This is a genomic window from Halomonas smyrnensis AAD6 (assembly GCF_000265245.1).
In the GTDB taxonomy this organism is placed as follows: Bacteria; Pseudomonadota; Gammaproteobacteria; order Pseudomonadales; family Halomonadaceae; genus Halomonas; species Halomonas smyrnensis.
This window is the reverse complement of record NZ_AJKS02000014.1, coordinates 78378-85573: the sequence shown is the minus strand read 5'-3', so window position 1 is coordinate 85573 and position 7196 is coordinate 78378. Positions and strand designations below refer to the sequence as shown.

Sequence of the window (7196 nt, the reverse complement as noted above, 5' to 3'; positions counted from 1 at the left end):
CGGACCTCGCGCACCACCGGCGCGGCGGGCAGGTGGGCGTCGGCGCGCTCGAGCAGGTCGCTCGGGCCGCCGAGGCCGGCCACCATGTGCGCGAAGCGCTCGGCGGCGGCGCCGGAGGCCAGCCGCTCGTCGAGCCGGGTGAGCGCCGCGTCGCGGTCGGCGGCCAGGCCGCCGGCCAGCAGCATCTCCGCGGCCAGGGTGCGGGTGACCTCGAGCAGGCGGCCGCCGCGGCGCTCGCCGGTCAGTACCGCCAGTGCCTCGCGCACCTCCACGGCGTTGCCGGCGCAGGGCGCCAGCGGCTGGCTCATGTCGGTCAGCAGCGCGGTGGTCGGCGTGCCGGCGCGGCTCGCCACCGTTGCGATGGCCTCGGCCAGCTCGCGTGAGGCCTCCGGCGTGGGCATGAAGGCGCCGCTGCCGACCTTGACGTCCATCACCAGGGCGTCGAGGCCGCAGGCGAGCTTCTTGCCCAGGATCGAGGCCACGATCAGCGGCAGCGACTCCACGGTGGCGGTGACGTCGCGCACCGCGTAGAGGCGCTTGTCGGCCGGGGCCAGGCTGCCGGTCTGGCCGATGATCGCCACGCCCGCCTCCTTCACCAGGCGGCGGAAGGTGGCGGTGTCCGGGGTGACCGAATAGCCGGGGATGGCCTCGAGCTTGTCGAGGGTGCCGCCGGTGTGGCCGAGGCCGCGCCCGGAGATCATCGGCACGTGGCCGCCGCAGGCGGCGACCCAGGGGCCGAGCACCAGCGAGACCAGGTCGCCGACGCCGCCGGTGGAGTGCTTGTCGAGCACCGGGCCGGGCAGGTCGAGCCCGGACCAGTCGAGCACCTCGCCCGAGTCGCGGGTGGCCTCGGTGAGCGCCACCGTCTCGGCGTCGTCCATGCCCTGCAGGGTGATGGCCATGGCCAGGGCGCCGACCTGGGCGTCCGACAGGCCGCCGTCGGCGATGCCGGAAACCAGCTCGCGGATGGCGTCGGGCGGCAGCGGCCGCCCGTCGCGCTTGGTGCGAATGGCTTCCTGGGGAAGCATCAGTAGTCGTCCTCGTCACCGTCGGCGGCCGGGGCGTCGAAGGCACCGAGGTTCATCAGCAGGTCGTCGAGCAGGCCGGAGGCGCCGAAGCGGAAGTGGGCCGGGGAGATCCAGCCGGCGCCCATGATGCGCTCGGCGAGCTGCAGGTAGGCCGCGGCATCCTCGGTGGTGCGCACGCCGCCGGCGGCCTTGAAGCCGATGTCGCGGCCGCTGTCGCGGATCACCTCGAGCAGGATCTCGGCGGCTTCCAGCGTGGCGTTGATCTCGACCTTGCCGGTGGAGGTCTTGAGGAAGTCGGCGCCGCCTTCCACGGCCAGCTCGGCGGCGCGGCGGATCAGCGCCGGATCCTTCAGCTCGCCGGTCTCGAGGATGACCTTGAGGGTGGCGTCGCCGCAGGCGGCCTTGCTCATCTCGACCAGGTCCTGGCAGACGCCTTCGTCGCCGGCCATCAGCGCGCGGTAGGGGAAGACCACATCGACCTCGTCGGCGCCGGAGGCCACGGCCTCGCGGGTGGCGCGGGCGGCGCGCATGACGTCGTCGCCGCCGTCGGGGAAGTTGGTGACGGTGGCGATCTTGACGCTGTCGTTCAGGCGGTGGGCGGTCAGCGCACGGCGGGCCGGGACGATGAACTGCGGGTAGATGCAGATCGCCGCCGGGTTGCCCATCGGCGTCTTGGCGCGCTGACACAGGCCTTCGACGGTGGCATCGGTGTCGTCGTCGTTGAGGCTGGTGAGGTCCAGCAGCGGCAGGGCCTGGCGGGCAACGCGTTGCAGATCGGTCATGTCGTGGTCCTGTAGGAAAGGGGCCTGGAGTAAGAATGACACCGCGGCCGAGCGGGCCGCGGTGTCGCCGGTTCATGCCCCGAGGGCGATGAAGAAGCCGGCAAGGGTAGCGGACATCAGGTTGGAAAGGGTACCCGCGAGCACGGCCTTGAGGCCCAGGCGGGCGATATCGTGGCGCCGGCTGGGGGCGATGGTGCCGAGGCCGCCGAGCAGGATGGCGATCGACGACAGGTTGGCGAAGCCGCACAGGGCGAAGGACAGGATGGCCGCGGAATGGTCGGACAGCGCCTCGCCGGTGGCCGCGACCATCTGGTCGCCGCTCAGGTAGGGGGCGAGGTTGATATAGGCGACGAACTCGTTGACCACCAGCTTCTGGCCGATGAAGGAACCGGCCAGGGTGGCCTCGCTCCAGGGTACGCCGAGCAGGAAGGCCAGCGGCGAGAACAGCCAGCCGAGCAGCAGCTCGAGGCTCAGCGAGTCGAAGCCGAACCAGCCGCCGATGCCGCCGAGGATGCCGTTGAGCAGCGCGATCAGGCCGATGAAGGCCAGCAGCATGGCGCCGACGTTGGCCGCCAGCATCAGGCCGGAGCTGGCGCCGGAGGCGGCGGCATCGAGCACGTTGCTGGGATGGTTCTCTTCCTCGTCGAGGCGCTCCTCGGCGGCGGAGACGCTGTCCTCGGGCTCCTCGGTCTCGGGCAGCAGCAGCTTGGCGAACAGCAGCCCGCCCGGGGCGGACATGAAGGAGGCGGCCACCAGGTATTCCATGGGAATGCCCAGCGCGGCATAGCCGGCCATGACCGAGCCGGCCACCGAGGCCAGGCCGCCGCACATCACCGCGAACAGCTGCGACTGGGTCATCTTGGCGATGAAGGGCCGCACCACCAGCGGGGCTTCGGTCTGGCCGACGAAGATGTTGGCGGTGGCCGAGAGCGACTCGGTGCGCGAGGTGCCGAGCGCCTTCTGCAGCGCGCCGCCGAGCAGGCGGATCACCCACTGCATGATGCCCAGGTAGTAGAGCACCGCGGTCAGCGAGGAGAAGAAGATGATGACCGGCAGCACCTTGATGGCGAAGATGAAGCCGGAGGACTCGGCGTTGGCCAGGCCGCCGAATACGAAGTCGATGCCGTCGTTGGCGTAGAGCACCACCTGACTGACGGCCTCGGAGACGGTGGCGAGCACTTCCTGCCCGGCCGGCACGTAGAGCACGAAGGCGCCGATGCCGGCCTGGATGGCGAAGGCGCCGCCCACGGTGCGCAGGCGGATCGCGCGGCGATTGCTGGAGAAGAGCACGGCGATGGCGATCAGCGTCGCGATACCGATCAGGCTCATGAGCAAGGTCATGGGGATGTCCTTGTGGTTGATGGCAGAGGCGCGCGCGTCGCGCCTCGAGGCCGGCGATGGGTCAAGAGGCGCGGCAGGTTACAGGAAGTTGACCTTGAGGGTATAGATCATCGCATTCTGGTAGTCATCGGCGGTGCCCAGCTTGTTGTTCGAGTAGCGATACTGCACGCCGGTGGTGATCTCCTCGATCGGGTGCCACCACAGCGCCACGGCGCCGTTGGTGCCCAGCTCGCCGGCGGGGCCGTTGACGTAGTTCTCGCGCAGGTACTCGTCGTCGCGCTCGAAGGTCTGCTCGTGCCAGTTGGTCAGGCTGAAGGCCTCGCCGAAGGCCTGGAAGTCGTAGCCCAGCACCCAACCGGCCATGTAGCCGTTCTCGCCGCTGTAGGCGCCGCTCCCGCTCTCGACCCAGGCCTTGCCGATGAACGGCTTGAACCACAGGCCGCCCGCGAAGGTGTGGCGATAGCCGAGGCCGGCCACGCGATCCTGCTCCTCGCTATCGTAACCGTAGTCGCGGAAATCGTAGACGTGGAAGTACAGCGAGAAGGGCGTGTCGCCGAGATAGAGGTGCGAGGTGACCTTGGCGGCGCTGCGGCGGTTGTCGCGGCCGTCTTCCTCGCTGGTCTCGTTCTGCGGGTTCTCGAAGTCGTAGAAGCCGTAGAATTCGCCCCAGTCGAAGCCGACGCCGCCTTCGAGCTCGAGGTAGAAGAAGTCGCCCTTGGCGGCGTTGGTGGCGGTGCGCTCTTCGGTGCCGTCGGACCAGTCGAGGTAGTTGACCGAGACGTTGGCGAACGACCACTGCGGGCTGAGGGCCGAGGCGGCGTCGTCGGATGCGACGGCGGGCAGGGCGGTGGCGCCCAGCAGCAGGCCGGCCAGGGAGACGCTGTGACGGGGAGCGAGGGAAATCGGCATGGGGAGTCGGCTCTCTGAATGTTGTTGGTCGCGGTTGTTGTCGGGTGAGGCGCCGGGGGCGCGCCAGGCTGTCGCTCACGTCGACTGGGGGCATGGGCCCGGTCATGACGGGCGAACGGGATGGCGAGCGGCGTGTTTGTTATTTGGGTAACATGGCTATGTTATTTTAATCACATTTGGCGTCGCAACCCCCGGCATGCGGGAGCGACGCGGATTCAGGGAGCCGATACGGCGAACGCCGCTTCGGGGTGTGAAACAGGGCGAAGAGGGAGAGGCGTTGAACGAACGAAGTGAAGGGCGGCTGCTGCGCCTGCAGCGGGCGCTGGGACAGGGCGGCAGCCTGCGCCTGGCCGAGGCGGCGGCGCTGTGCGAGGTGTCGGAGATGACCATTCGCCGGGACCTGGCGGGCTCGGACGGCAGCCTGGTGCTGATCGGCGGCCATCTGATGCTGGCCAGCGATCCGCGCCACGCGCCGGTCTATGACCTGGCCGTGCAGCGCGACCGCAACGCCGAGGCCAAGCGGCGGCTGTGCCAGCGGGCGCTGGCGACCCTGGAGGAGGGCGACACCCTGTTCATCGACTGCGGCACGACCCTGACGCCGCTGGCGGCAGGCCTGCCCGACGACATGTCGCTGACGGTGGTGACCTATGCGCTCAACATCGCCGAGGCGGTCAGCAAGCGCCCGGGGGTGCGGCTGTGGCTGCTGGGCGGGGTCTACCACGCCTCGTCGTGCTCGTTCTCCAGCGACGACATCGGCGAGTCTATCCGCGGCTTCGGCCTCAACAAGGCGTTTCTGACCGCCGCCGGCGTGGACGAGCGCCAGGGACTGAGCTGCTTCCACTTCCACGAGGTGGCGCCCAAGCAGGCCGCCATCGCCACCGCCCAGCGGCGGTTCCTGGTGGTGGACGACAGCAAGCGGGGGCTGGTGCGCCCGGCGCGCTTCGCCGGCCTCGAGGAGGTCGACGAGGTGATCGCCGAGCAGTGGCTCGACGACTGACGGCGCGGGCGGCACCGAGACTTGTCCGCGGTCAAGGTCGGGCGGCGGGGAGTTGCTATGTTGAGAGGGCGAGGGCTGGCCTCGCGTCGATCTTCACCGCCTTGGAGGTATTGCCATGCGCGCCGCAGATGTCATGACGCCCCATGTGATCACCGTGTCGCCGAACAGCGAGGTGCGCGAGATCGCCAGCCTGCTGCTGGAGCACGGCATCAGCGCCGTGCCGGTCGTCGACGAGGACGAACGGGTGCTGGGCATCGTCAGCGAGGGCGACCTGATTCGCCGCGCCGAAGACGATCGGCGCGACAAGGCCTGGTGGCTGCGCATGTTCGAGGTCGGCGATCCCGGCGAATACGTCAAGACCCATGGCCGGCTGGCGCATGAGATCATGACCCGCGAGCCGGTCACCATCGACGAGAGCCTGCCGGTGCAGGAGATCGCGCGGCTGCTCGAGAAACGACGCATCAAGCGGGTGCCGGTGGTGCGCGACGGCCGGCTGGTGGGTATCGTCAGCCGGGCCAATCTGCTGCGCGGCTTCTCGGTGGCGGATCTCGGCGTCGCGGCCAGCGTCGAGGATCGCGAGATTCGCGATGCGATTCTCAAGGAAGTGGAACAACACACCGGGGTGATGGTCGAACGGCTCAACGTCATCGTCAGCGAGGGGCGGGTTCAGCTGTGGGGGCTGGTCGACAGCCAGGAACAGCGCCTCGCCGTGCAGGTGGCGGCGGAAAATGCCCCCGGCACTCGCTCGGTGGAGAACCATATCGGCTTCATGCCGCGCGGCATGGGCGGCTACTGAGGCATTCATCGATGTCGCCGCGCTCTTCCTGACGGCGACCCGGACCTTCCCTGGCGCGCCGGCCCGATGGCCGGTGCGACAGGCTGCGGCAAATCGTCCCTTTCCTCCTTTCCTCGTTTACTACACAATACGTTCCCCGCGGCCGGACCCTTTCTCGCGCGCCCCATGGAGGCGTTCGCGGGGGTTTGGCCATGAGTGAGCCGAGCCCTTTCCACGATGGTTAGCCTTTGCTGCGGTCATGGGTCAACCGGCGCAGGACAGGTCTCGGTTTTGTGTAGCGTGCTTGCTACAAGTCAGCAGGATTTATCCTGTCGCCAAGCCTGACGAGGTCGAAACATGAATCGAACTCCCCCCCTGCGCAAGCTCGGAGTCTTGCTGCTGGCGGTGCTGCCCCTGGTGTTGGCAGGGTGCAGCTCGGCGCTGCTGGACCCCAAGGGCCAGATCGGGGAAGAACAGCGGACCCTGATCCTCACGTCCTTCGGTCTGATGCAGATCGTGGTCATCCCCGTGATCGTGATGACGCTGCTCTTCGCCTGGCGCTATCGTCGCAGTAACCGCGAAGCCTCCTATCGTCCGGATTGGCACCATTCCAATCTGATCGAGGCGGTGGTGTGGTTCATCCCCTGTGTGATCATCGTGTTCCTGGCCGTCCTGACCTGGTACACCTCGCACAGCCTTGATCCGCACAAGCCCATCGAGCCGACCGCAGAACAGCAAGAGCCGATCGAGATCCAGGCGGTGTCGCTGGACTGGAAATGGCTGTTCATCTATCCCGAGCAGGGCATCGCCACCGTCAACGAGCTGGCCTTCCCTGAAGATACCCCGGTGCGCTTCCGTGTCACCTCGGGCTCTGTGATGAACTCGTTCTTCATCCCGCGTCTGGGCAGTCAGATCTATGCCATGGCCGGCATGGACAACGACGTCCACCTGGTCGCCGAAGAGCCGGGTGTCTACCCGGGCCGCTCCACCAACTACAGTGGTGCCGGCTTCTCGGGCATGACCTTCGACGCCCACGTGGGTTCCGAGGAAGACTTCGACGCCTGGGTCGCCAAGGTCCGCGAGTCGTCCGAGTCCCTGACCTACCCCGCGGAATACAACGAGCTCGCTGCGCCTTCCGAGGACAACGAGATCGAGTACTTCTCCGAGGTATCCCCCTCTCTCTACGAGAGCATCATCAAGAGCTTCCTTGCCGGCGGCGACCATGAAGAGCGCATGGCCGAATACGCCGACAGCTACGCCGAAGGCTTCGGTCACGGCGGTCACGGCGCTGGTCATGGCGACGATCACGGCGCATCGGCCGAGTCTCACGGCACGTCCATGAGCGCGGAGGCAGCGGAGTAAAT

At 68.1% G+C, this 7196-nt stretch carries 7 protein-coding genes; 3 read left to right on the top strand and 4 right to left on the bottom strand.

Annotated elements, in window-relative coordinates; translation table 11 throughout:
* From UYS_RS0213760 to UYS_RS0213745, 4 genes are all read right to left on the bottom strand, one after another.
* A partial coding sequence (locus UYS_RS0213760) for a thymidine phosphorylase (protein WP_016856096.1) occupies nt 1-1028 on the bottom strand: 1028 nt, incomplete at its 3' end.
* Nucleotides 1028-1810 carry a deoxyribose-phosphate aldolase gene (gene deoC / locus UYS_RS0213755; RefSeq protein ID WP_016856095.1) on the bottom strand — a complete coding sequence of 261 codons (783 nt, stop codon included), beginning with the start codon at nt 1808-1810 and terminating at the stop codon, nt 1028-1030. The genes UYS_RS0213760 and deoC, both read right to left, overlap by 1 nt.
* A gap of 72 nt (nt 1811-1882) precedes the next feature.
* Nucleotides 1883-3151 (bottom strand): NupC/NupG family nucleoside CNT transporter, encoded by a 1269-nt coding sequence (locus tag UYS_RS0213750; protein ID WP_016856094.1) that lies wholly within the window; start codon nt 3149-3151, stop codon nt 1883-1885.
* Between the two features lie 78 nt (nt 3152-3229).
* Nucleotides 3230-4060, bottom strand: coding sequence for an outer membrane protein OmpK (locus UYS_RS0213745; protein WP_016856093.1), 831 nt, complete (start codon nt 4058-4060; stop codon nt 3230-3232).
* Between the two features lie 277 nt (nt 4061-4337).
* On the opposite strand from UYS_RS0213745, the gene UYS_RS0213740 reads away from it, so the two are divergent.
* The 3 genes from UYS_RS0213740 to cyoA all read left to right on the top strand — a co-directional run bounded on the left by UYS_RS0213740 (nt 4338) and on the right by cyoA (nt 7194).
* Nucleotides 4338-5057 (top strand): DeoR family transcriptional regulator, encoded by a 720-nt coding sequence (locus UYS_RS0213740; protein WP_016856092.1) that lies wholly within the window; start codon nt 4338-4340, stop codon nt 5055-5057.
* 115 nt (nt 5058-5172) lie between these two features.
* On the top strand, nt 5173-5853 hold the full coding sequence (locus tag UYS_RS0213735) for a CBS domain-containing protein (RefSeq protein ID WP_016856091.1): 681 nt from the start codon (nt 5173-5175) through the stop codon (nt 5851-5853).
* Between the two features lie 336 nt (nt 5854-6189).
* On the top strand, nt 6190-7194 hold the full coding sequence (gene cyoA, locus UYS_RS0213730) for a ubiquinol oxidase subunit II (protein WP_016856090.1): 1005 nt from the start codon (nt 6190-6192) through the stop codon (nt 7192-7194).
* Nucleotides 7195-7196 lie beyond the last annotated feature (2 nt).